Annotated in this window: 21 protein-coding genes; 13 read left to right on the forward strand and 8 right to left on the reverse strand. The window is 73.8% G+C overall.

The features are described 5' to 3' along the window. Window positions 1-206 precede the first annotated feature (206 nt). The 4 genes from G5V58_RS18855 to G5V58_RS18870 are packed head-to-tail and all read left to right on the forward strand — an operon-like array spanning window position 207 to window position 10539. Complete coding sequence (locus G5V58_RS18855) at window positions 207-3113, forward strand: M4 family metallopeptidase (protein ID WP_165236222.1); 2907 nt, start codon at window positions 207-209, stop codon at window positions 3111-3113. Continuing rightward, the gene (locus G5V58_RS18860) at window positions 3113-5971 is read left to right on the forward strand and encodes a M4 family metallopeptidase (RefSeq protein WP_165236225.1); all 2859 of its coding nucleotides are present in this window, start codon (window positions 3113-3115) and stop codon (window positions 5969-5971) included. Before G5V58_RS18855 ends, G5V58_RS18860 begins: the two co-directional genes overlap by 1 nt. Before the next feature lie 3 nt (window positions 5972-5974). Next, on the forward strand, window positions 5975-8797 hold the full coding sequence (locus tag G5V58_RS18865; protein ID WP_165236228.1) for an outer membrane protein assembly factor BamB family protein: 2823 nt from the start codon (window positions 5975-5977) through the stop codon (window positions 8795-8797). Further along, window positions 8794-10539 carry a hypothetical protein gene (locus G5V58_RS18870; protein WP_165236230.1) on the forward strand — a complete coding sequence of 582 codons (1746 nt, stop codon included), beginning with the start codon at window positions 8794-8796 and terminating at the stop codon, window positions 10537-10539. The genes G5V58_RS18865 and G5V58_RS18870 overlap by 4 nt, the downstream gene beginning before the upstream one ends. On the opposite strand, the gene nirD is transcribed toward G5V58_RS18870, so the two are convergent. Next, window positions 10536-10895 carry a nitrite reductase small subunit NirD gene (gene nirD, locus G5V58_RS18875; protein WP_165236233.1) on the reverse strand — a complete coding sequence of 120 codons (360 nt, stop codon included), beginning with the start codon at window positions 10893-10895 and terminating at the stop codon, window positions 10536-10538. The genes G5V58_RS18870 and nirD overlap by 4 nt on opposite strands. Before the next feature lie 84 nt (window positions 10896-10979). Between nirD and G5V58_RS18880 the strand changes: the two genes are divergently transcribed. Beyond that, window positions 10980-11651 (forward strand): IspD/TarI family cytidylyltransferase, encoded by a 672-nt coding sequence (locus G5V58_RS18880; RefSeq protein ID WP_165236236.1) that lies wholly within the window; start codon window positions 10980-10982, stop codon window positions 11649-11651. 34 nt (window positions 11652-11685) lie between these two features. Next, window positions 11686-11883, forward strand: coding sequence for a hypothetical protein (locus tag G5V58_RS18885; RefSeq protein WP_165236239.1), 198 nt, complete (start codon window positions 11686-11688; stop codon window positions 11881-11883). Between the two features lie 78 nt (window positions 11884-11961). Here the strand turns inward: G5V58_RS18885 and G5V58_RS18890 are convergent, their stop codons facing one another. Both G5V58_RS18890 and G5V58_RS18895 read right to left on the reverse strand, forming a co-directional pair. After that, window positions 11962-12507, reverse strand: a complete 546-nt coding sequence (locus G5V58_RS18890) for a 2-C-methyl-D-erythritol 4-phosphate cytidylyltransferase (protein WP_165236242.1) — start codon at window positions 12505-12507, stop codon at window positions 11962-11964. 71 nt (window positions 12508-12578) lie between these two features. Further along, the gene (locus G5V58_RS18895) at window positions 12579-13064 is read right to left on the reverse strand and encodes a CarD family transcriptional regulator (RefSeq protein ID WP_165236245.1); all 486 of its coding nucleotides are present in this window, start codon (window positions 13062-13064) and stop codon (window positions 12579-12581) included. Between the two features lie 310 nt (window positions 13065-13374). On the opposite strand from G5V58_RS18895, the gene G5V58_RS18900 reads away from it, so the two are divergent. The 3 genes from G5V58_RS18900 to G5V58_RS18910 are packed head-to-tail and all read left to right on the forward strand — an operon-like array spanning window position 13375 to window position 15643. Then, window positions 13375-14181: a UbiA family prenyltransferase gene (locus G5V58_RS18900; protein ID WP_230486743.1), complete on the forward strand. Its 807-nt coding sequence runs from the start codon at window positions 13375-13377 to the stop codon at window positions 14179-14181. A 32-nt stretch (window positions 14182-14213) separates the two neighbouring features. Continuing rightward, a complete protein-coding gene (locus tag G5V58_RS18905) occupies window positions 14214-14894 on the forward strand; it encodes a hypothetical protein (protein ID WP_165236251.1) in 681 nt (226 codons plus the stop codon). A 5-nt stretch (window positions 14895-14899) separates the two neighbouring features. Next, the gene (locus tag G5V58_RS18910) at window positions 14900-15643 is read left to right on the forward strand and encodes a phosphoglyceromutase (protein ID WP_165239309.1); all 744 of its coding nucleotides are present in this window, start codon (window positions 14900-14902) and stop codon (window positions 15641-15643) included. Between the two features lie 19 nt (window positions 15644-15662). On the opposite strand, the gene phoU is transcribed toward G5V58_RS18910, so the two are convergent. Beyond that, window positions 15663-16319, reverse strand: coding sequence for a phosphate signaling complex protein PhoU (gene phoU / locus G5V58_RS18915; RefSeq protein ID WP_165236254.1), 657 nt, complete (start codon window positions 16317-16319; stop codon window positions 15663-15665). A 122-nt stretch (window positions 16320-16441) separates the two neighbouring features. On the opposite strand from phoU, the gene G5V58_RS18920 reads away from it, so the two are divergent. Further along, window positions 16442-17623: a sensor histidine kinase gene (locus tag G5V58_RS18920; RefSeq protein WP_165236257.1), complete on the forward strand. Its 1182-nt coding sequence runs from the start codon at window positions 16442-16444 to the stop codon at window positions 17621-17623. Then, window positions 17620-18297: a response regulator transcription factor gene (locus G5V58_RS18925; protein ID WP_165236261.1), complete on the forward strand. Its 678-nt coding sequence runs from the start codon at window positions 17620-17622 to the stop codon at window positions 18295-18297. Before G5V58_RS18920 ends, G5V58_RS18925 begins: the two co-directional genes overlap by 4 nt. Before the next feature lies 1 nt (window position 18298). Here G5V58_RS18925 and G5V58_RS18930 read toward each other — a convergent pair whose 3' ends face one another. After that, window positions 18299-18898 carry a TetR family transcriptional regulator gene (locus G5V58_RS18930; RefSeq protein WP_165236263.1) on the reverse strand — a complete coding sequence of 200 codons (600 nt, stop codon included), beginning with the start codon at window positions 18896-18898 and terminating at the stop codon, window positions 18299-18301. After that, window positions 18873-20306, reverse strand: coding sequence for an MFS transporter (locus G5V58_RS18935; protein ID WP_165236266.1), 1434 nt, complete (start codon window positions 20304-20306; stop codon window positions 18873-18875). The genes G5V58_RS18930 and G5V58_RS18935 overlap by 26 nt, the downstream gene beginning before the upstream one ends. Window positions 20307-20417: 111 nt before the next feature. On the opposite strand from G5V58_RS18935, the gene G5V58_RS18940 reads away from it, so the two are divergent. Further along, on the forward strand, window positions 20418-21365 hold the full coding sequence (locus G5V58_RS18940; protein ID WP_230486744.1) for a DMT family transporter: 948 nt from the start codon (window positions 20418-20420) through the stop codon (window positions 21363-21365). A 77-nt stretch (window positions 21366-21442) separates the two neighbouring features. Beyond that, complete coding sequence (locus G5V58_RS18945; protein WP_196240526.1) at window positions 21443-21796, forward strand: DUF1304 domain-containing protein; 354 nt, start codon at window positions 21443-21445, stop codon at window positions 21794-21796. Here the strand turns inward: G5V58_RS18945 and G5V58_RS18950 are convergent. Together G5V58_RS18950 and mshA are read right to left on the reverse strand one after the other, a co-directional pair. Beyond that, window positions 21752-22300, reverse strand: a complete 549-nt coding sequence (locus G5V58_RS18950; protein ID WP_165236270.1) for a type III secretion system chaperone family protein — start codon at window positions 22298-22300, stop codon at window positions 21752-21754. The genes G5V58_RS18945 and G5V58_RS18950 overlap by 45 nt on opposite strands. Further along, window positions 22297-23553, reverse strand: coding sequence for a D-inositol-3-phosphate glycosyltransferase (mshA, locus tag G5V58_RS18955; protein ID WP_165236273.1), 1257 nt, complete (start codon window positions 23551-23553; stop codon window positions 22297-22299). Before mshA ends, G5V58_RS18950 begins: the two co-directional genes overlap by 4 nt. Between the last annotated feature and the right edge of the window lie 4 nt (window positions 23554-23557).

Here is a 23557-nt window from a genome sequence, read left to right on the forward strand (position 1 = left end):
TCGGACCGACACGTTGGACACGCCACGTGTACTCACCCCTCAGCTCGTCTCCGCGCGCCCCACGGCACGCGCCTGAGGGAATGTAGTCAGTCGGGAGCCCGGCCGTCGATGACCACGTGTCCCGACGTGGTCCCGACCCGCCCGGGTCATCCGGCCCACCTGAGTCATTGACGCCAGGACACCCGGCCCCGGAGCATCGCGTCACCATGCCTCACCCTCTGCGACGTCCCGGCCCTGCCCGCCTGCCCGGACGACGGTCGGTCCGCCGCTGGTGGACCCTGCCCGTCGTCGCGGCGCTGGCGGTGCTCGCCTCGGCCTGCCAGCCCGCCGTGCAGGGCGGCGAGCAGCGCGAGCCCGTCACCCTGATCGTGTCGCAGACGTGGGTCCAGCAGCACCAGGGCGGTGGCGGGAGCGGCGCGGACGCCGGCGACGCGACAGCCCGGCTGCGCTCGCTGCAGCAGGCGGTCGACCGGCTGCGCAAGCAGACGCACACCGGCTGGGTCGGCCGCCAGGACGACGTCACCGGCTACCTGTCCGAGATCTCGGGCGGCTCGTGGCCCGGCACCACCGCCGACTTCATGGACGACTACGGCCCGGCCCTGTTCGGCGTGGACTCCTCCGTGCTGCGCTTCGGCGCCGTCGACACCCAGACCGTCCCGGGCGTCGCCACCACCAAGGCGACCCAGGCCGTCGGCGACGTCCCGGTGCTCGACTCCAGCCTGGTCTTCAGCGGTCGCGGCAGCAGCGCCGCCACCGACGACCTGCGCGTCACCGGCGTGCACGGCCGCGTCTTCCCCGGCCTCACGGTCGGCACCACCCCGGTCGTCACCGCCGAGCAGGCGGCGACCGCGGCCACCGAGGCCGCGGGCGCGGGCTCGACCACCGACGGCAGCGCCCGGCTCGTCGTGCTGCCCACCGGCGCCGGCGTGCTGGCCTGGGAGGTGGTGCTCCTCGGCACCGACGTGCAGGGCGCCGCCACGGCGGGGCGCTACTACCTCGACGCGGCCACCGGCCTCCTCGTCGACGTCCGCCCGGTCTCCGCTGACGTCGCCGCCCCCCTGCCGCACGCGGCCGGGGTGACCGAGGCGGTGCGCGAGCTGCGGCGCGGGGGCACGCCGCGGACGGCGCCCGATCCCGGCAGCGTGGAGGTCACGGGCACCGATCCGCTCGGCCGCGCCCTCACGGCGTACGGCGTGCGCACCGGCGGCGGGATCGAGCTCACCGACACCACCACGGAGGCCTGGGACGCGCAGACCGGCCGTGGCGCGGTGCAGACCTACGACGCCTCGACGGTCCGCAACGAGAGCCAGCTGCCCGGCCGGCTGGTCACCAGCCCCAGCACGACCATCACCGACGCGGACGCGATCGCGGCGCAGGCCTACAGCCACGACATCGTGGAGTACTGGGAGAGCCTCGGCCGCGACTCCTGGGACGACGCCGGCGGCCCGCTGCTGAGCTCGGTGCACTTCGGCCCGGAGACCTACTGCAACGCGTTCTTCGCGGGCTACCTGCGCCAGCCGCAGATGGTCTACGGCAACCCGTGCGTCCAGCAGGGCCGCCAGCTGAGCGGGACGTTCGTGGAACCCGACATCGCCGCGCACGAGGTGACGCACGGCGTCACCCAGACCACGGCCGGGCTGCTCTACACCGGCCAGTCCGGCGCCCTCAACGAGAGCTTCTCGGACTACTTCGGCAACGTGATCGGCAACCTCATCCACGGCACCGAGGGCAGCACCCTCGGCGAGGACTCCTGCTCCCAGGTCGACGGGCCCACCCCGGTGTGCGTGCAGAACCCGGACGGCACCACGTCGTTCCGCAACATGCTCAACGGCAACGACTTCGACCAGTACCTCCGCATCCTCAACCCCGGCATCCGGCTGAGCCTGCTGGCCGGCTACCGCCAGGACCAGGGCGGTGTGCACTACAACTCCGCGATCTGGAACAACGCGCTCTGGACCATCCGGACGCGGCTCGCCCAGATCGACAACCAGCCCGCCAACACCTCCTCGCTGGCCCACGACTTCGACCGCGCGGTGTACGGCGCGCTGGCCACCCGGCTCACCCCGGCCAGCGGGTTCGTCGACGCGCGCGCGGCCGTCGAGCAGGTGATCATCGACTCCCAGCTCGACCCGGTGGTGCTGCGCACCGCGCGCGAGGTCTTCGACCAGGAGAAGATCTGCACGGGCTGCCCGGCGGTCAGCGAGCTGGCCGGCGACGCGGTGTCCACCTCCCCGCAGACCCAGCTGCACCCGTCGGTCTCCGGCGACCAGGTCCTGTGGCTCGACCTGAGCTCGACCTCGGACTACGCCGGGTACGCCGCCGCGACCACGCTCGGCCAAGGTGGTGCCCCGCGCCTCTCCTCCGGGTCCGACGCGCTCGAGGTGGCCTTCGCCGGCGACGCCGTCATCGCGCTCGACGTGCGCGGCCAGGTCACCCGCACCGACGCCTCGGGCGCCACCTCGGTCCTGGACCGGGTCCCGGTCGACGCCACCCTGGCGGCCGGCTTCAGCGGCTCCGACGACGGTGGCGCCTGGCTCGCCCCGGACGACACCGTCACCTTCGTCGACGCCGCCGGGACGCTGACCCGGGCCCAGGTGCCCGGGCTGCGCGGCGACACCGTCACCACGGTCGCCACCGGTGGCGGCACGGTGGCCATCGGCACCGACCAGGGCAAGGTCTTCGCGTGGACACCCGGCAGCGGCGACCCGCGCCAGGTCGGCCAGGTCGCCGGCGCGGTGCTCAGCGCCGCGGCGTACGCCGGGAACGTGTTCGTCATCGACGACGCCCAGGCCTCGGCCCTGTTCACCGCGGACGGCCAGCAGCTCGACGTCACCACTTCGGCGGCGCCGTTCGGCGCGGCCATGTCCAGCGAGTACGTCGTGTGGTCCGAGGCCGTCGGCGGGATGCAGTCCGGCGTGGTCCCCGGAGGGCGCAGCCCCTACCCCGACACCGACCTGTACCTGCTGTCGCTGGCGTCCGGCAAGATCTACGACCTGCACCCGGCCCCGGCCCAGCAGGGCTTCCCCTCGATCTCGGGACGCACGCTGGTCTGGCAGGACGCGACCTTCGGCGGCGACGACGTGTTCACCGCCGCCGTACCGGAAGGACTCTGATGCTCCGCGCCCGCCGCTGGTTCCTCGCCCCCCTCGTGCTCGCCCTCGGCGTGCTCGCGAGCGGGTGCGACGGCTCCTTCGACAGCATCGACGGCGACGACGGACCGCCGCCGCCGGTGACCCTCGTCGTCTCCCAGGCGTGGGTGCACGACCACCAGGGCGACGGCAGCGGCGGCGGCGCGTCCGGCGGAGCCGAGGTGCAGGCGCGCCTCGCCTCGCTCCAGCGCGAGGTCGGCCGGCTGCGCCAGGAGACCCGCACCGGCTGGGTGGGGACCCAGGACGACGTGACCGGCTACCTCGCCGACCTCAGCGGCGGCTCGTGGGCCGGCACGCCCGCGGCGTTCATGGACGACTACGGCCCCGCCCTGTTCGGCACCGACTCCTCGGTCATCCGGCTGGGCGAGCCGGACAGCGTGACGGTCCCGGGGATCGTGACGACCAGCGCCACGCAGGCCGTCGGCGACGTGCCGGTGCAGGACGCGCGGTTGGTCTTCACCGCGCGTGACGCCCGGCTGACCGGCGTGCGCGGCCGGCTGTTCCCCGACCTGACCGTGTCCACCACGCCCGTGCTCACCGCCGAGCAGGCCCAGGCCAGGGCCGAGCAGATCTCGGGCGGCCGGGCCACCTCCGCGCCGTCGCTCATCGTGCTGCCCCGCGGCGCGGGCGTCCTGGCCTGGCTGGTCACGGTGGCCGCGCCCGCCGACGGCGGCGGCACCACCCCGCTCACCGGCGGCGACTACTACGTCGACGCCACCACCGGCGACGTCCTCAGCGTCGCCCCCGTGTCCGGCGAGGGACGCGTGGCCCTGCCGACGTTCCGTCCGCGCACGGTGGCGACGCGCCGCGCCGCAGCCCGGTCCGTGGGCGCCGCCCGCGCCGGTGCGCCCGATCCCCGCGACGTGGAGGTCACCGGCACCAACCCGATCGGCGGCGAGCTGAAGGGTCACGGGCTCCAGACCGACAACGGCGTCGCGCTCGTCGACACCACCACCCCGTGGTACGACGCGGCGACGGGCGACGGGGTCATCGAGACCTTCGACGCGGCCAAGGTCCGCGACTCCTCCGACCTGCCCGGCAAGCGCGTGGTCAGCCCGAGCACCACGATCCGCGACGGCGAGGAGATCGCCGCGCACGCGCTCAGCCGCGACGTCGTGGACTACTACGAGAGCCTGGGCCGCGACTCCTGGGACGGCCAGGGCGGCACCCTGCGCAGCTCGGTGCACTTCGGACCCTCGGACTACTGCAACTCGATGTTCACCACGTCGACCAACCCGCCGCAGATGGTCTACGGCAACCCGTGCACCACCGGCGACGGCGCGCAGGAGGTCACCGAGGTCGAGATCGACACCGCGGGCCACGAGATCACCCACGGCGTCACCGACACCACGGCCGGGCTGAAGTACACCGGCCAGTCCGGCGCGCTCAACGAGGCGTTCTCCGACTACTTCGGCAACGTCATCGGCAACCGGGTCAAGGGCACCGACAGCGTCGCGATCTTCGAGGGCGGCTGCACCGGCTACACCGCGGAGACGCTGTTCTGCACCCGCAACCCCGACGGCAGCCTGTCGCTGCGCTACATGCTCAACGGCAACGACTTCGACGACTACCTGCGAGTGCTCGACCCCGGCTTCCGGCTGCAGTACCTCGGCTACAGCGGCCAGGACCACGGCGGCGTGCACTACAACTCCGCGATCTGGAACAACGCCCTGTGGTCGATCCGCGTCCAGCTGGCCAAGATCGACAACGAGCCGGGCAACGACTCGCCGCTGGCCCAGGCCTTCGACCGCGCGGTGTACGGCGCGCTGGCCACCCGGCTCGGTCCGACCTCCGGCTTCCTCGACGCCCGCGCCGCGGTCGAGCAGGTCATCATCGACTCCCAGCTCGACCCGGTCGTGCTGCGCGTGGCGCGCGAGGTCTTCGACGCCAACAAGATCTGTGCCGGCTGCCCCGACACCGGTGAGCTCGGCGGCGACCCCGTCTACACCTCGCCGGCCACCCAGCTGCACCCGGTGGTCAGCGGCGACAGCGTGGCCTGGCTCGACGTCAGCGGCTCCGACGACATCTTCGGCTACGCCGCCTCCACCCACCTCGGCGGCGCCACCCCGACCCTGGGCAGCCGCTCGGACGTGGTCGAGGTCGGCTTCGCCGGCGACGCCCTGCTGACCTTCGACGCCAACGGCCGGATCACCCGCTACGCCCCCGACGGGTCGTCCACGCTGCTCGACCAGCCGCCGGCCAACGACGCCGTGGCGGCGGGTCTGGCCGGCTCCGACGCCGGCGGCGCCTGGGTCAGCGCCCAGGGGGTGTCCTACGTCGACGCGGCGGGCCAGGTCACCTCGACCAAGATCGGCGGCCTCCAGGGCGACACGGTCACCGGGCTCGGCGCCGGCGACGGCATCGTCGGCATCGGCACCGACGGCGGCAAGGTGCTGCTCTGGCAGCCGGGCAGCGCCCCGCGCCAGGTCGGCCAGCTCGACGGCGCGGTCATCGACGTCGCGGCGTACGGCGAGAAGGTGGTCGCCGTCGACGACAGCGGCACCGCCGCCCTGTTCACCACCGACGGCCAGAGCTTCCAGCTCAGCGGCTCGGCCACGCCGTTCGGCGTCACCATGAACGACCAGTACGTCGTGTGGGCCGAGGCCAAGGGGCCGCTCAAGGCGGGCGTGGCCGGTGGCGTGTCCAACTACCCCGACACCGACCTCTACCTGGCCTCGCTGGCCAGCGGGAAGATCTACGACATCGTCCCCGAGGGCGGCCAGCAGGGCTTCCCGTCGCTGTCCGGCGACCGGCTGGTCTGGCAGGACGCGGCGTTCGGCGGCGACGACGTGCTGACCGCCGAGGTCCCGGACGACCTCTGAGCCATGGCCACCACCCGAGCGATCGTCGGCTGGCTGCCGGCGCTCGTGCTGGTGCCCGCCCTCGCCGCGGCCGCCGTCGTCGTCAGCGTCCCCGACGACGACGTGGCCGCGATGCGCGAGGAGCAACCGCTCGACCTGGGCACGACGTGGGTCTACGACGTCACCGACCACGGTCAGCCGTCCGGCACCCGCACCAGCCAGGTCGCGGCCTCGGCCTCGCTGATCGACGACCGCGGCCTGCTGGTCCCGACGGTCAAGGTGACCGCCCGCTACACCGACTACCCCGGCACCGGGCCCCGGCGCTACGACGCCTACTACCGGGTCGACGGCGACAGCGTCTACCAGTACGCCCAGGACGAGGGCGGCACCTGGTACGCCATCAGCCCGCGGATCCCGAGCTACCGGCTCCCCGCCGAGCCGGGGCTGTCCTGGGACTACGACGGCACGGTCGGCGACGCCGACTACTCCTCGAGGACCGAGCTGACCGAGGTCGGGGACATCGAGGCGAGCGGCCGGACCTTCACCGGCTGCGCGCACTTCGTGACCCACACGCCCGTCGCGGTCGAGGGGCAGCCCGACGCGGAGCGCACCTTCGACGAGTGGACCTGCCCCGGCTACGGCACCGTCAAGACCCGCGACCACACCGAGGCCACCGACTCCGACGTGACCGAGGAGCTGACGCAGTTCCACGGCGTGGCCCACGAGTGGTACGCCGCCGGGCACGACCCGGAGCCGGTCGCGGCGACCGACGTCCCCGGGTCGACGTACGGCTTCGGGGCGGGCCGCACCTTCGCCGCGCCGGACGGCACCCTCGGGCGGGACCTGGCCTGGACCGACGGCCGCGGCGAGAGCGGCCTGCACCCGCCGGTCTCCGACGGCGAGGTCATGGTGCTGGCCGAGGCCGACGGCGGGGTCACCCTGCGCACGGTCGGCACCGGCGAGGTGCGCTGGCGGGTCCGGCTCCGAGGACCGGTGCTCGCCGCGCCGGTCCTCGCCGACGGCGCGGTGGTCGTGGCCGACCCGGGCAAGCAGGTGACCGCCCTGTCCCTGGACGACGGGCGGGCCCTGTGGGTGCGACGACTGCCCGACGTGGTCTCCGCCTCCCCCGTCGTGGTGGGCGACCAGGTCGTCGTGCCGACCGACGACGGCGCGGTCACGGCGCTCTCGCTGACCGACGGCACCACCGCCTGGTCCACCACGCTCGGCGGACCGGCCCGCACCGCCCTCGCGGCCGACGCCGAGCACGTCCTGGTGGCCGACGACTCCGGGACCCTCACCGCGCTCGACCCCGACGACGGCGACGCGGACTGGTCCTCGTCGTTCGACAGCGGCGTCCGGCAGGGCCCGGTCGTGGCCGAGGGCCACGTGCTGGTCCAGGACGGCGACGGGGTGGTGCACGCGTTCGACGCGGACGGCGACGTCGACTGGCAGACCCGCGGTCGCGAGGAGGGCGCCTGGCCGCTGGCCGCCGGTGACGGTGTGCTCGTCACCGTCGACCTGCACGACCTCAGGGCCTACGACCTCGACGACGGCCACCGGCTCTGGACCCGCGAGGTGGCGCCGCAGCGGACCACCGTGGCGGTGATCGGCGACGAGGTGGTGGCCAGCGGCACCGCCGGGCAGGTCGAGGTGCTCGGGCTGGCCGACGGCGAGGTCCGCGACCGCTGGACCCTCCCGACCCTCGCTCCGGGCGACCGCTGGTTCAACGACGTGGCGCCGGCCCTGGTCGGCGACGACCTGGTCCTCACCGGGTCCGCGAACGGGACGACCGACACCGTGCTGTTCGCCTACCCCGTGCGCGACGGGGCCGCCGCCGGCGGGGTGAGCCTGCGCGTCGACCTGCGCGACGTCCCGGGCTACCCCAACGAGGCGGCCGCCCTGGCCGGTGACGACGTGCTGGTGCCGGTGGGACAGGACCTCGTCGCGGTGGGCCCGGACGACGCCTCCCGCACCGTGCAGACCGGCGACGTCGGGGTGCAGACCACGCCCGTGGTGGCCGGCGACGTCGTCGTCTCGCGCAACGGCAAGCACGTCGAGGCCCGTCGCCTGGACGACGGGACGCAGCTGTGGGAGCTGCCCTCCGGCGACCCGGAGTACGGCGCCAGCCCGGCCACCGACGGCACGACCGTGGTCTACGCCCACACCGACGGGGTGCTCGTCGCGGCCGACCTGCGCACCGGCGACGTGCGCTGGACGGCCCCGCTCGACGGGCAGAACGGCAGCAGCCAGCCGCTGCTCCTCCCCGACGGCGACGTGGTGTACGGCGGCGGCGGCCTGGCCCGCTACGACGGCGCGACCGGTGACGTCCGCTGGCGCGACCCCGCCACGCACCTGCTCGGCCCCGCGGCGTACGCCGGCGGCACGGTCTACGCGGCGGGCTACGACCCCGCGACCAACGAGGGCCGGCTGGTGGCCGTCGACGCCGCGACCGGGGAGCGGCGCTGGAGCGTCCCGCTGACCCTGCCTCCGCTCTACCTCGGTCCGGCCGTCGGCGCCGGGGTGGTGGTGGCCTACGACGGCCCGACGGCCCACGCCTACGACGCGACCACCGGCGACGAGCTGTGGACGCTCACCGGCTCACGGCCCGCCGCCGGCGGACCCGCCGTCGTGGACGGGCGGGTGCTGCTGGTGCAGCGGGGCAACAACGACGACCTCGAGGACGACGAGTACCGCCTCTCGGTCCAGGACGCCCGCACCGGCCGGCTCCTCGCCGCGTGGGAGGCGCCCGGCACACCCCCGGGGCGCACCGCGCTGACCGCCGTCACTCCCGACGGCCGCCTGCTGATGCCGTCCCTCGGCCTGGCCGTGGTCCAGGTGGTCCCGTGAGCACCCGGCTGCGGCGGTTGCTCGTCGTCCTCCTCGGACCGCTGTGGGTGCGCACCCTGCGCGACCCCGTGCGCGAGGGCCACCTGCGCCTCGACACGCTGTCCCGGACCGAGCGGCACCTGGCCCGGGCCGCCCTGGTGCTGCTCGGGGTCCTCCTCGTCTCGGTGCTCGCCCCCGGCGTCTGGCGCTCCGGCACGCTGCTGCAGCTGACGGGATCGGGGAACACGCTGAGCTTCGCGCCCGCGGCCGCCGTACCGGTGCTGCTCCTCGGCTTGCTGCTCGGGCTCATCACCCTGATGTGGGGCGCGCTCGACGCCAGCCCGCTCGTGCGCGTGGTGGTCGCGGTCGCCTACCTGCTCTGCTTCGCCACCGTCTCGTTCGGCAGTGGCTTCACCGTCGGCGCGGACGCCTGGGTGCTCCGGCACCTCGCGGGGCTGCTCGAGATCGGCTACCTCGGGGTGATCGGGGTGCTCGTCCTCTCCGCCGTGCTGCACCCGCTCGTGCGGCACCGGCCGCGCACCGCCGCGGTCTCGGCCTGGGTGCTGCGGGCGCTGGTGCTCCTCGCCCTGGTCGTGCAGTTCGGCGCGCTGGCGTGGGGGAACGTCGAGGCGCAGCGCGAGGGTCAGCCGGTCACCGTGCCCGGCCTCGTCGACTCCTCGCTCTACACCCTCAACAGCCTCCTCGTCCCCCTGGTCTTCGCGGCCGCGGTCGCCGTCATCGACTTCGCCCTCGACGTGTCCACCAGCCTGTCCGAGCCGGCGCGGGTGCTCGAGCGCCGCTGGCTCCTGCTCACCGTGGCCACCGCCGTCGCGGTCAAGGTGCTCGTCCAGGTGGTCCTGGCCTGGGACACGTGGAGCGCTCAGCTGACCTACCAGCCGGTGGCCCTGGCGCGGACGGCGGCGTACACCGTGGCCCTCGTCGTCCTGGTCGCGCTGGTGACCCGCTTCCCGGCCTCCGAGGACTTCCCGCTGGCCAAGGAGCGGGCCACCTACGCCGGCAGCGCCGTGCTCTCCGCGCCCTTCCTGCTCACGGTCGTGGGCATCGGGGTGGCGCTCTTCGTCAGCGGCGAGCTGGGCAGCGATCTCGGGGAGAGCCTCAACCGGCACCTGCCGAGCGAGTGGCTGTCGGGCGACGGGCTGTCGATCCTCGGTGGCCTGGCCGTGGTCGGTGGCCTGCTGCTGATGCGACGCAGCGCCGGGGGATTCGGCGACGAGCTCGGCTCGGTCCTCGTCGTCCTCGGAGCCTGGACCCTGGGCGTCCGCATCCCCAACGCCCTCGGGCTCCACCTCGGCTTCTCCGTGCCCACCGTCGACCTGGTGGTGACCCTCGGCGTGGCCCTGGTCCTCGCGCTCCGGTGGCGCCGGCTCAGCCCGGCCGCGCTGGTCGCGCTGCTCACCCTGCTGCTGTTCTCGTGGCTGGTCACCAGCCGCGGCGACTACCTGTCCTTCCTGGGCGCCCTCGTCGGCCTGCCCGCCACCGTCGTGGTCGTCTTCGGCATCGTGCTCACCCTGGCCAGCGGCTCGTCGTTCGCCTCGGCCGGGTCGAGACGGCTGCCCGCCGACGCCCGGCCGCTGCTCTTCGTCGGCTACCTGCTCGTCTCGGTCTCGATCCTGTTCTGGGTCGAGGTCACCCACGAGAGCGATCCCGACGACCTCGCGCTCCTCGGCTTCACCACCCTCGGCATCCCCATGGCCGCCTGGCTGGCCGGCCGCCGGATCGTGCCGCGCCCCTCGGCCGACTAGGCGGCGACCGACTTGCGCTGGCCCACCAGCACCACGCCCTCGACCACCTGCACGTCGTACGCCGCGACCGAGACGTGCGGCTCGTCCAGGCACTGCCCGGTGCGCAGGTCGAAGCCGTGCTTGTGCAGCGGCGAGGCCACGAACGGCACGCCCTCGCTCACGCCCACGATGCCCTTGGCCAGCACCTGGTGGCGGTCGAACGGATCCGGGTTGGCCAGGGCGTAGACGGTCGTCTCGTCGGTGCGGAACAGGGCGACCGCCTGGCCGTGGACCAGCGCCGCGGCGCCCCGCTCGATCTCGAGCTCGGCCAGCCGGCACACGGGAGCCCACTCGACGGGGTCGGACCGAGGCGCCACGCCGCGAACGTAGGCAGGACGTGTTACCCCTGACGCCGCCTGTGCAACAACCGTGTGAACTCTTCGGCTCCCTACGATGGCCCGGTGCCCGCCGCCGTCGTCATCGTCGCCGCCGGCTCCGGCACCCGCGTCGGCGGGGACGTGAACAAGGTGCTCCGGCCGCTCGGCGACACCACCGTGCTCGGCCACTCGGTGCGCGCCGTGCTCGACGTCGCCGACGTGACCCGCCTGGTCATCGGCGTGCGCGCCGGCGACGAGGACGCCGTCGGCGCGGCCGTCGCGCCCCTCCTCGGGGCCGGCGAGGCCCGCCTGGTCGTCGGCGGCGCCACCCGGCACGCCACCGAGTGGGCCACCCTGCAGGCCCTGGCCGACGAGGTCGACGCCGGCGAGCTCGACGTCGTCGCCGTCCACGACGGCGCCCGCCCCCTCGCCGGCGCGGCCCTCTTCGAGGCCACCATCGCCGCTGCCCGTGAGCACGGCGGCGCCATCCCCGTCGTCGACCTGCCCGGCCTGCTGGGCCGCGACCTGCGCCCCGCGCTGTCCGGGCTCGCCGGCGTGCAGACCCCCCAGGCCTTCCGCGCCGCCCCCCTCCTCGACGCCCACCGCCGCGCCGCCGCCGACGGCTTCGAGTCCACCGACACCGCCGCCTGCTTCGAGCGCTACACCGACCTGCCCGTCGTCGCCGTCCACGGCGGCGCGGCCAACCTCAAGGTGACCTTCCCCGAGGACCTCGCCGTCGCCGAGCGGCTCCTGTGACAACCGACCGCGCTGCCCGGTCCGTCCTGCTCCCGTGAGGGCCGGAGCGGGCGTCGGCGTACGGGGCGGCCGGCGAGGTCTCGCGGGTCGGGGACGCGACCCCCAGGTCAGCGCCGACGACGCCTCGGGTGACCACCTCGGCACCTTCGGCCAGGACCCGACCCCGGGCTGCGCCGAGGCGCTCGGCTGTCCGACCTGGACCCTCGACGACCTACGGCTGCCCCCGGCGTGAGCTGGAACGCGGCTCCGGGCTCGCCGGCAGCGGGCCGGACCAGGCCGGGGTCGCGGGCGCCCCGCGACGGTGGGACGCTTACCCGTCGCTCACGGGCCAGCTCTGAGTCGGCGCGGTGAGCGCCTCGAGCACGCGCAGGTCGTCCTGGTCGTGCACGCGGCGGGCCTCGGCGGGCGCCTCGAGCGTGCGCACGGGGAAGCGCTCGGCCAGCGCGGCCACGAGCTCGGCGAAGTCCAGGGACGGCGGCCCGTCCAGGGCGGCCACCACCGCCGGCGGGAGCACGACGGGCGAGACGACCTGGAGCAGCGTGGTGCGGTCCACGGTGGCGCCGAGCCGGCCGTCGCGCAGCTCCTTGACGGTGTCGGTGACGGGACGTACGCCGACGGTGACGGCCTCGTGCTCCGCGGCGTGCTCGACGCAGGCGGCCAGGAACGCCGGCGGGGTGAGCGGGCAGAGCGCGTCGTGGAGGACCAGCGGCTCGTCGGCGTCGGCCAGCGCGGCCCACGGCGTCCCGAGGTCCACCAGCGTCACGCCGGCCTCACCGAGCGCCCAGGCGGCAGCTGCCACCAGCGGCTCGCCGTGGACCAGGGCGAAGGGCAGCGACCCGCGGCCGGTCTCGACCACGGTCCCCAACGCATCGACCCGCCCGAGCAGAGGCTCGGGCGGGTCGAGGGCGTCGATCGGGTAGGGCTCGCTCAGGAGGCGAGCACCTCGTCGAGGAGGGCCTCGGCCTTGTCCTCGTTGGTGTGCTCGGCCAGCGCCAGCTCGGAGACCAGGATCTGGCGAGCCTTGGCCAGCATCCGCTTCTCGCCGGCGGACAGGCCACGGTCACGCTCCCGGCGCCAGAGGTCGCGCACGACCTCGGACACCTTCTTCACGTCACCGGAGTGCAGCTTCTCGAGGTTGGCCTTGTAGCGGCGCGACCAGTTGGTCGGCTCCTCGACGTGCGCGGCGCGGAGGATGTCGAAGACCTGGTCCAGGCCCTCCTTGTCCACCACGTCGCGGACCCCGACGAGGTCCAGGTTGCAGGCCGGGACGCGGACCACGAGGTCCTGCTGGGCGACGATGCGCAGCACGAGGTACTGGCGGTCCTCCCCCTTGATCGTCCGCATCTCGATGTCCTCGATGACGGCCGCCCCGTGATTCGGGTAGACGACCGTTTCGCCGACGGTGAAAGTCATATGTGGAGTTCCCCTTCCTAGGTGACCAGTCTAACACGTCCCTGGGCGACCCCGTTCGACGTTTCCGCAGGTCAGAGGCCCATTCCGTACTTGACAAACGCCCGTGGTGCGTGCTGCGCAACGCCCTCAGCGGGCCCTCCGGAGGCTTCCGTTCTCAGGTTCCTCCCAGCCTCACGACCCGCGAAATCGCAGGTCACCGGCGGTCGGAGGGGTTCCATCCGGGCCGATCTGGTCAATACTGCGGAGCATGGCCAGGGAGGGTCGTCGGGGGCGCAGCGATGGGCCCGACGCTGAGACGGGTGAGGCTGCTGTGACGACCACGGAACGGGACGAGCCCGACCCGACCCTCACGAGCCCGACGGCGGAGCCGGACGGCGAGCCCGAGCCCGCCGGGTTCCGCCTCGGCGACCTCACGCCCCTGCTCCTGGTCCGCGCCGCGCACCCCCGCCAGGCGGTGCTGACCGCGGCCGGGCTGGCCGTCGCCGCCGCGCTGGCGGGTCGGCCCAGCCGCGAGGTCCTGCTGGTCTTCGCGACCGTGCTGGTGGGCCAGGTCGTCCTGGGCTGGGCCAACGACCTGGTCGACCGGCGCCGCGACGCGCGCCACCACCTCGCGGGCAAGCCGGTGGCCGACGGCCGCCTGGACCCGGGCACGGTGTGGTTCTGCCTGGCCATCGGCGTCTTCCTGGTGGTGCCGCTCTCGATCGGCAACGGGCGGTACGCCGGCACGGCGTACCTCCTCTCCCTGGCCATCGGCCTCGCCGGGCAGTGGCCGCGGCTGCGGAGGGGCTTCTTCTCCTGGGTGCCGTGGGCGGCGGCGTTCGCGCTCTACCCGGCGTTCCTCTCCTACGGCGGCTGGGGCGGGCGGACCGAGGGCGCGCCCCCGGAGATCCTGATGACCGTGCTGGCCGCGCTGCTGGGCGTCGCGGTGCACCTCCTGACCGCCCTGTGGGGCCTGGTGCCCGACAACGAGGACCGCTGGACCTACCTGCCGCTCAGGCTCGGGCTGCGCATCGGGGCGTCCCGGCTGCTGTGGGTCGCGGGCACGGCCACCGTGGTGGTGCTCGTCGCGCTGGCCTTCGCCGGGACCCACGTGGGGCTGGCGCAGGAGCCGCTCTGAGTGCGCCCGGGGCGTCCACTACTGTTCTGACCATGCGTCGACGCTCGTTCCGGCTCGTGGCGGGAGCCCTCGTCCTCGCCGCGCCCCTGCTCACCTCGTGCGGGTTCGGCAAGGCGACCGACAAGGTCTACACCCCCGCCGCCGGCACCAACGAGCGCACCCAGGACATCAAGGTCCTGTCCGCGGTCGTGGTCTCCGCCCAGGCCGACTCCGGGACGTTCATCGCGACGTTCAGCAACTCCGCCGACAGCCTGGACGCCGTCACCTTCGACGGCCTCGAGGGCGCCGGCGAGTGGACCGACCTGCAGGTCGGCGATGTCGAGCAGGCCGACATCCCGGCCCGCGGCTACGTCAACCTGGCCGACGACGGCGGTGTCCCCATCGACGGCGACTTCTTCCCCGGCGACTTCATGCAGCTCACCATGACCTTCGGCAACGGCCAGTCCACGACCATGGGCGTCCCGGTCGTCTACGCCTGCGACGAGTGGTCCGGCCTGGACACCTCCGCCTCCGCGCCGCTCGCGCCGTCCGCGTCGAGCTCGGCCAGCGAGTCGGTCTCGCCCGGCGACGTGCCCACCGACGGCACCTCCGAGAGCGCCGACCCCGGGGACGAGGAGACCCCGATCGAGCCCGAGGGCTCCTCCAGCGCGTCCCCGAGCGCGTCCGCCACGGCCCAGCCGTACGACTGCAACTCGGTCCTCGAGGAGCAGTGAGCGACGTGGCCCACACCCTCGTCCTGCTCCGCCACGGCGAGAGCGTCTGGAACGCCGAGAACCTCTTCACCGGCTGGGTCGACGTGCCCCTCAGCGAGAAGGGCCGCGCCGAGGCCGAGCACGGCGGCCGGCTGCTGGCCGAGTCGGGGCTGCTGCCCGACGTGGTGCACACCTCGCTGCTGCGCCGCGCGATCACCACCGCCTCGATCGCCCTCGACGTCGCCGACCGCCACTGGATCCCCGTGCGCCGCTCGTGGCGGCTCAACGAGCGCCACTACGGCGCGCTCCAGGGCAAGAACAAGAAGCAGACGCTCGAGGAGTACGGCGAGGAGCAGTTCATGCTCTGGCGCCGCTCCTTCGACGTCCCGCCGCCGCCGATCGAGCCCGGCTCGGAGTTCAGCCAGGACGGCGACCCCCGCTACGCCGACCTCGGCGCCGAGATGCCGCGCACCGAGTGCCTCAAGGACGTCATCGCGCGCTTCCTGCCCTACTGGGAGTCCGACGTCACCGCCGACCTGCGCGCCGGGCACACGGTGCTCGTCGCCGCCCACGGCAACAGCCTCCGGGCGCTGGTCAAGCACCTCGACGGCATCAGTGACGACGACATCGCCGGGCTCAACATCCCCACCGGCATGCCGCTGGTCTACGAGCTCGACGACGAGCTGCGGCCCACGGTCGCGGGTGGTCGCTACCTCGACCCCGACGCGGCCGCCGAGGCCGCGGCCGCGGTCGCCAACCAGGGGCGCTAGACCCGCTGGTCCCCGCGACTCAGGCCCGCAGGGCCTGGGGGTACTCCCCGGTCACCACGAACACGACCCGGTTGGCCACCGACACCGCGTGGTCGGCGATGCGCTCGTAGTAGCGACCGAGCAGGGCCACGTCGACGGCCGCCTCGACGCCGTCGGTCCAGCTGTCGGAGAGCAGCTCGGTGAAGCTGAGCCGGCGCAGGGAGTCCATCTCCTCGTCGTCCTTGCCGACGGCGAGGGCCGCGGTGATGTCGCGGGAGGTGATGACGTCCTTGACCCGGGAGACCATGTCCTCGGCGACCTCGGCCATCCGGGCGATGGTCGGGCGGATCTGGGCGGGCACGGCGATGTTCGGGACGCGCAGCCGGGCGATCTTGGCCACGTGCACGGACAGGTCGCCCATGCGCTCGAGCTCGGTGACCATGCGCAGCGCGGCGACGACGACGCGCAGGTCGCCGGCCACCGGGGCCTGGAGGGAGAGCAGCGAGAACGCGGTCTCCTCCACGCGGGTGCGGGCCTCGTCGATGGCCCGGTCGGCCGAGATGACGCGCTCGGCGACCTCGGCGTCGCCGGTCAGGAGGGCGGAGGTCGCGTCGGAGACGGCCGTCTCGACCTGGGAGCAGATCGCAGCCAGGTCGCCGAAGATCGACTCGAGCTGATCGTGGAACACTTCGCGCATGCCCGCAACGTAGGCAGCCCAGATGACCAGCCGGGGCCGAGACGTGAACGAGGGGTGAACGTTCGGTACGCCGCCGTCCAGGAAAGCGGAGGGCGGACGCGGACCGGCCTACCATCGACGGTGTGGACCCGACGACCCAGGCCTTCCTGGCTGCCGTCCTCGGGGCCGTCGTCGCCGGAGGCGCCGTGCTGGCGTGGCACATCAGCGACCGGCAGCAGACCACCCGGACGGTGACCGAGGAGCCGGTCGTGCCGCCGGAGGTCGCGACCGTGCTGAGCGTCCTGCGCAGCAGCGCGGTGATCGTCGACGACACCGACACGGTGGTCAAGGCCTCCGCGCCGGCGTACGCCTTCGGCCTGGTCCGCGGCACCCAGCTGGTCTCCGACGAGCTCGACGCCATGGTGCGCGAGGTGCGCCGCGACGGGCAGATCCGCGAGACCGAGCTGCTGATGAGCCGTCCCGCCGCGCCCGCCCGGCACGTGACCGCGCGCGTGGCGCCGCTGGGCAGCCGGCTGGTGCTGGCCCTGGTCGAGGACCGCACCCGCGAGCGCCGGGTCGAGGCCGTGCGCCGCGACTTCGTCGCCAACGTCAGCCACGAGCTCAAGACGCCCGTCGGCGCGATCAAGCTGCTGGCCGAGGCCGTCGCCGACGCGAGCGACGACCCGGAGGCGGTCAAGCGCTTCGCGGGCCGGATGAACCTCGAGAGCGACCGGCTCACCCGCCTCGTGCAGCAGATCATCGAGCTCTCCCGGCTGCAGGCCGACGACCCGCTGGAGACGCCGACGGCGGTGGCCATCGACGACGTCATCGGCGTCGCGGTCGACACCAGCGCGATCGACGCCGACTCCAAGAACATCGACATCGTCACCGGCGGCACGCCGGGTCTCGAGGTCTTCGGCAACGACGAGCAGGTGACCGCCGCGGTGGCCAACCTCGTGGCCAACGCGGTCTCCTACTCGGCCTGCGACTCCACCGTGCTGGTCACGACCAAGGCCGACGACGGCGCGGTGGAGATCTCGGTGGTCGACCAGGGCATCGGCATCCCGCCGGACGAGATCGACCGGATCTTCGAGCGGTTCTACCGGGTCGACCCGGCCCGGCACCGCTCCACCGGGGGCACCGGCCTCGGGCTCTCGATCGTCAAGCACGTCGCGGCCACCCACGGCGGCGACGTGCGCGTCTGGTCCGTGGAGGGCCAGGGCTCGACGTTCACCCTGACCCTGCCCCAGCACCTGCCCCACCACGCCCCCGGCCAGCTCGGGTCGGCCCCCAGCGAGAACGTCCAGAAAGAGGTACTCAAGTGACCCGCGTGCTCGTCGTCGAGGACGAAGAGAGCTACAGCGAGGCCCTGGCCTACATGCTCCGCAAGGAGGGCTTCGAGGTCGCCATCGCGGCCGACGGCAACACCGCCCTCACCGAGTTCGACCGCAACGGCGCGGACATCGTGCTGCTCGACCTGATGCTGCCCGGCATCCCCGGCACGGAGGTGTGCCGGACCATCCGGCAGACCTCGAGCGTGCCGGTGATCATGGTCAGCGCCAAGGACGACGAGGTGGACAAGGTGGTCGGGCTCGAGCTGGGCGCCGACGACTACGTCACCAAGCCCTACTCCCCGCGCGAGCTCGTCGCCCGCATCCGCGCCGTCCTGCGCCGCGGTGTCGAGCCGGACCTGGCCCCGGCCACGCTCGAGGCCGGCCCGGTCCGCATGGACGTCGAGCGGCACGTCGTGACCGTCGGCGGCCAGGAGCAGCGGCTGCCGCTCAAGGAGTTCGAGCTCCTCGAGATGTTCCTGCGCAACCCCGGGCGGGTGCTCACCCGCGGTCAGCTCATCGACCGCGTGTGGGGCTCGGACTACGTCGGCGACACCAAGACGCTGGACGTCCACGTCAAGCGGCTGCGGGCCAAGCTCGAGCCCGACCCGAGCGAGCCGAAGTACCTCGTCACCGTGCGCGGCCTGGGCTACAAGCTCGACCTGTAGGTCAGTCCGGCAGGGCCAGGATCCGGTCCAGCCGCTGCGCCCGCTCGACCACGTCGGCGATGCGGGCGTGCGGGTCCTCTCCCTGCGCCTCGGCGTCGTACGGCGCGGCGAGGACCAGCGCACCGATGGCGGCGCCGGCGTACATCCGCACGTCCTCGTCCACCGCGCGGCCCAGCCGCCGACCGATGGCCTCGGCGAGCAGCTCAGCCGGGCGGAGCATCTCCGCGGCCATGCCCCGGCGCAGCTCGGGCACGTCGTGGATCAGCCGGTTGCGCAGCTGCTCGAGCTCGAAGTCCTCGGCCGGCAGCTCGGCGATCCCGGTGCGCACGGCGTGGCCCAGCGCGGCCGGCACCGACAGGTCGGCCGGGGCCGCGACGAACCGCTCGATGGTGGCCTCGTCGATGAAGTCGGCGAGGACGACCTCCTCCTTGGTCGGGAAGTAGCGGAAGAACGTGCTCGGCGAGACCTCCGCCGCCTCGGCGATCGCCTCGACCGAGGTGGCGGCGTAGCCGTCGCGGGCGAAGAGCCGCAGGGCCTCGCGCTGGATGGTCGCGCGGGTGCGGGCCTTCTTGCGCTCACGCAGCCCGGGCGAGGTCGACACCCTCCGATTCTGCCTGGGCGGCGTGCGGGGTGCGCGGCAGCCGGGCCGCGGCCAGGACGGCGGCCACCAGCGCGACGCCGACCGAGACCCACAACGCGAGGTCCATGCCCTCCACGAAGTGCGCGGCGCTGTCCCCTGCGCCGGCGTAGCGCGAGCTCAGCGCGGCACCGAGGACCGCGATGCCCAGGACGCTGCCGACCTGGCGCAGCGTCTGCACCAGCGCCGACCCGGCCCCGGCGCGGTGCCGCGGCAGGCTGACCAGGGCGGCGTTCTGCGCGGCGAAGAGGGTCGCGCCGGTGCCGACGCCCACCAGGGCCGTCCAGACCGCGGCCCGGACCGAGCCGTCGTCCAGTCCGGTCGTGGCCCCCAGGGCCATGCCGGCGGCGACCACCAGGGAGCCGGCCGCGGCCAGCACCCGCGGGGCCACCCGGGCGCCGAGCCGCATCGACACCTGCATGGCGACGAGCATGCCGAGCACCAGCGGCAGCGTCCGCAGCCCGGTGCCGAGGGCGTCGGCGCCGAGCACGAGGCGGAAGTACTGCGGCACGGTGAACATCACGCCGAACATCGACAGGCTGCCGACCGCCGCGGTCACGGCGCCCCAGCGGAACGCCGGGTGCGCCCACACCGCGAAGTCGAAGACGGGGACCGTCTCGCGCAGTCGCCGCTCCCAGACCAGGAACGCCGCCAGCACGACCACCGCTCCGCCGGCGCAGCCCAGGGTCAGCGGGTCCGTCCAGCCCCGCTCCGGTGCCTCGATGACGCCGTAGGTCAGCCCGACCAGCCCGAGCGCAGCCAGCACGACCCCGACCGCGTCGAAGCCCCCACCCTCCTGCGCGACACCGCCGCGGGGCAGGAATGTCACGACCGCCACCAGGGCGACGAGCACCACCGGCGCGTTGACCAGGAACACCGAGCCCCACCAGAACGACTGCAGCAGCGCCCCACCGACGACCGGGCCGAGCGGCAGCCCCACCATCGTGGCCAGGCTCAGCACCATGACCGCCCGGGCCCGCTCGTGCGGCTCGAACATCACCACCACCGCGGACATGGCCAGCGGGACCAGGACGGCGGCGCCCAGCCCCAGCACGCACCGGGCGGCGATGAGCGCGCCTGGGCTGCCGGCGTACGCGCACCAGAGCGATCCGGCCCCGAACACCACCAGGGCACCGACGGTCAGCCCCTTGCGCCCGAGCCGGTCGCCGAGCATGCCGGCCGGCAGCATGACCGCGGCCAGCACCAGCAGGTAGGCGTCGGCGAACCACTGCAGCTGGGAGGTCGACGCGTCGAGGTCCGCGGCGATGTCGGGCAGCGCGACGTTGAGGACGGTCATGTCCAGACCGACCACGAGCAGCGAGAGCGCGGTGGCGGTGAGAGCCCACCAGCGGCCGTTTGTGGAAGTCACCATGTTTTGACAGTAACTGTCAGTATTGTCCGGGGCAAGCCGCTGGCGGGAAGTCGTGGTGCGATGTCCGATGACCGCGTGTCCACCGTCGGTGCCCGTCCCTAGGCTGAGCCGGTGACCGCGACCACGCCTGCCGAGGAGGCGACCCGACCCACCGCTCCCGCGCCCCCGGCCTGGCTGCCGCTGGCCGCCGTCGGGGTGACCCTGGTGCTGTGGGCCTCGGCCTTCGTGGCCATCCGGCACCTGGCCGGCACCTTCGGCGCGGGCTCGCTCTCCCTGGGACGGCTGCTGGTCGGCTCGGTCTGCCTCGGCGTCGTCGCCCTCAGCCGCGGGCTGCCCCGGCCCAGCGGCCGCCAGTGGGCCGCGCTGGTCACGATCGGGGTGCTGTGGTTCGGCGTCTACAACGTCGCGCTCAATGCCGGCGAGCAGCACGTCGACGCCGGCACGGCGGTCATGCTCATCCAGGTCTCCCCCGTGCTGGTGGCCCTGCTGGCCGCGACGTTCCTGCACGAGCGGTTCACGGCCCACCTCGCCGTCGGCCTCGGGCTCGCCTTCGCCGGCATCGCGCTCATCGCCACCGCGTCCAGCGACGACGGCGGTGACCGCAGCGTCCTCGGCGTGCTGCTGTGCCTGCTCTCCGCGGCCGTCTACTCGGTCAGCCTGGTCCTGCAGAAGCCGCTGGTCGCCGCCCTGCCGGCCATCCACGTGACCTGGCTGGCCTGCACCATCGGCGCCGTGGTCTGCCTGCCCTTCGCCGGACAGCTGGTCGGTGACGTCCGCGACGCCTCGGTCTCCGACGTGTGGTGGGTGGTCTACCTCGGCGTCTTCCCGACGGCCATCGCCTTCACCACCTTCGCCTACGCACTGCGCACCATGACGGCCAGCAACCTCGGCGTCACGACCTACCTCGTGCCGCCCATCACCATCGTCATGGGCTGGCTCCTCCTCGGCGAGACCCCGCCGACCATGGCCTACGTCGGCGGCGTGCTCGCGCTCGTCGGCGTCGGCGTGGCCCGCCGCAAGCCCAGGACGCTCGCCGACGAGGCTCCCGCACCCGCCTGACCCCGCTCCTCTCCCGGCGTGGCCGCACGGGGCCGCACGGGGCCGCACGGGGCCGCGCGGCCTGCCATGCTGCCCCCGTGGAGATCGTGGCGGGCATCGTCGTCGGCGTCGTCGCGGCGCTGCACCTGTACTTCCTCGTGCTCGAGATGTTCCTGTGGAACACCCCGACCGGGCGGGCGGCGTTCGGGCTGGAGCCGGAGTTCGCGGCGCAGACCACGGTGCTCGCGGCCAACCAGGGCCTCTACAACGGCTTCCTGGTGGCCGGGCTGGTCTGGGGCCTGGTCGCAGACCGCCAGGACGTGCAGCTGTTCTTCCTGGCCTGCGTCATCGTGGCCGGGGCGTACGGCGCGGTGACGGTCAGCCGCAAGATCCTCGTCGTGCAGGCCCTACCCGCGGTGGTCGGGTTCGTGCTCGTCCTGCTGGCCGGCTGAGGGGGACGACCCGTCCTCTAGCCAGCCCCGGAACGCCTCGAGGTTGGTGGTCGACTCCCCACGCGAGGTGCGCCACTCCCACTCCTTGCGGATCGAGGAGGCGAAGCCGAGCTCGAGCAGGAGGTTGAAGGACTCGTCGGCGGTGGCCAGGACGGTGCCGAGCAACCGGTCGAGCTCGTCGTCCTCGAGCGCGGACAGCGGCAGCCGGCCGTCGAGGTAGATGTCGCCGACGGCGTCGATGGCGAAGGCCACGCCGAACAGGCGCAGGTTGCGCTGCAGCAGCCAGGCGTACACCCGCTCGTGGTTCTCGTCGGGGCGCCGGCAGACGAAGGCGTGCACGCCGAGCGCGTGGGTGCCGACGTCCATGCGCACCGGGGTCTGCAGCTTCTTCTCGCCGGGCAGCGCGAAGGAGAACTGGCCGGGGGACGGTTCGTCGTACTCCAGGTCGTTGGCCTCGAGGTACGCGCGGAGCCTGGCGGCCGGGTCCGGGGTCGGCGCGCTCACGAGGCTGCGGCCAGCGCGTGCCGGGCGCGGGCGTAGACGTCGAGGGTGGCCTCGGCGGTGCCCTCCCACGAGAAGCGCTGAGCCTGGCGCACCGCGCCCTCGCGGAGCCGGTCCTGGAAGGCCCGGTCGGCCAGCACGCGCTGCAGGGCGTCGGCCCACGCGGCGGTGTCGTGGCCGGGCACGAGCAGGCCGCTGTGGCCGTCGCGGACCACGGTGGTGAGTCCGCCCACGGCGGCGGCGACCACGGGGGTGCCGCTGGCCTGGGCCTCGGCGGCGACGAGGCCGAAGGACTCGTTGTAGGACGGGACGGCCACGAGCGAGGCGGCGGCGTACCACTGCGCGAGCTCGGTCTGCGAGACCGGCGGCACGAACCGGACCAGGTCGCCGATGCCGAGGTGGGCGGCCAGGTCGGCCAGGGCCTGGGGCTTGTCCAGGCCGGAGCCGGAGGGGCCACCGACCACCGGTACGACGAGCCGGGCACGCCTGGCGGGCTCGCGCGCGACGAGCTCGGCCACCGCGCGCAGCAGCACGTCGGGCGCCTTGAGGGGCTGGATGCGCCCGGCGAACAGCAGCACGTCCGCGTCCCGCGGGAGGCCGAGCGCGGTGCGGGCCTCGGCCTCGGGGACCGGGCGGAACAGGTCCAGGTCCACGCCGGGGTGGACGACCGCGACCCGGGCCGGGTCGGCGGCGTACAGCTCGACGAGCTGCTGGGCCTCCTGGGCGGTGTTGGCGATGAGCATGTCCGCGGCCTCGACGACCTGCTCCTCGCCGATCACGCGCGCGGCCGGCTCGGGGGTGTCGCCCTCGGCCAGCGCGGCGTTCTTGACCTTGGCCATGGTGTGCATGGAGTGCACCAGCGGGACGCCCCAGCGGTCTCGGGCCAGCGCGCCGACCTGGCCGGAGAGCCAGTAGTGGCTGTGCACCAGGTCGTAGTGGCCGACCGGCTGGGCGGCCTCGGTGCGCAGCACCTCGCGGGCGAAGACACACAGCTGGGCCGGCAGCTCGTGCTTGGTCAGGCCCTCGAAGGGGCCCGCGTGGATGTGCCGCACCGTCACGCCGTCGCAGGCCTCGACGACCGGATCCAGCGCGGAGCTGGTGGCGCGGGTGAAGATGTCGACCTCGACCCCGTGGCGGACCAGGCGTTTGGCGAGCTCGATGACGTAGACGTTCATGCCGCCCGCGTCGCCCGTCCCCGGCTGGTCGAGCGGTGAGGTGTGCAGGCTGACCATGGCCAGCCGGCGGAGCTCGCCCATCACA

Source organism: Nocardioides anomalus, from assembly GCF_011046535.1.
GTDB classification, from domain to species: domain Bacteria; phylum Actinomycetota; class Actinomycetes; order Propionibacteriales; family Nocardioidaceae; genus Nocardioides; species Nocardioides anomalus.